We start from the raw sequence: 537 nt of genomic DNA, 5'->3' as shown, positions 1-537 counted from the left end.
AGCCTCCTCCATCCTCGAGGTAAGCCTGACGGGCGCCGATCCGGCCGAGCTGCAGCGCACGCTGGGCGCGATCACCGAGGCCTATCTGCGCCAGAACATGAGCCGGAGCGCCGCGGAGGCGCAGAGCAGCCTCGATTTCATCGAGCGCCAGCTGCCGGAGGCGCGCGCGGCGGTCACCAGGGCCGAGGAGCGGCTGAACGCCTACCGCCAGGCCCAGCAGGCGATCGACCTCGGGTTCGAAGGCCAGAGCCTCCTCACCCAGATCGCGGCCGCCGAGGCCGAACTGCGCCAGCTCGCGACCGAGGAAGAGGATCTCGCCGAGCGCTACACGAAGCAGCACCCGGTTTATCAGAAACTCCTCTCCGCGCGCGCGCGGCTCGAGGAGCGGCTGGCGGCGCTGCGCCGCGAGACGACGGAGCTGCCCGAGACCCAGCGCGAGGTCTTCAACCTGACGCGCGATCTGGAAGTGGGCCAGCAGGTCTATCTGCAGCTTCTGAACCGGGCGCAGGAGCTGAGCGTGCTGAAGGCCAGCACGCT

At 69.6% G+C, this 537-nt stretch carries 1 protein-coding gene; it reads left to right on the top strand.

The window, feature by feature from the left end:
- A partial coding sequence (locus ACTVZP_RS22330) for a GNVR domain-containing protein (protein WP_443214319.1) occupies positions 1 to 537 on the top strand: 537 nt, incomplete at both ends.

Source organism: Rhodobacter sp. NSM, from assembly GCF_052244495.1.
Taxonomy (GTDB): domain Bacteria; phylum Pseudomonadota; class Alphaproteobacteria; order Rhodobacterales; family Rhodobacteraceae; genus Cereibacter_A.
The sequence above is the reverse complement of the archived record's forward strand: the minus strand, read 5'-3'. Positions and strand labels throughout refer to the sequence as shown.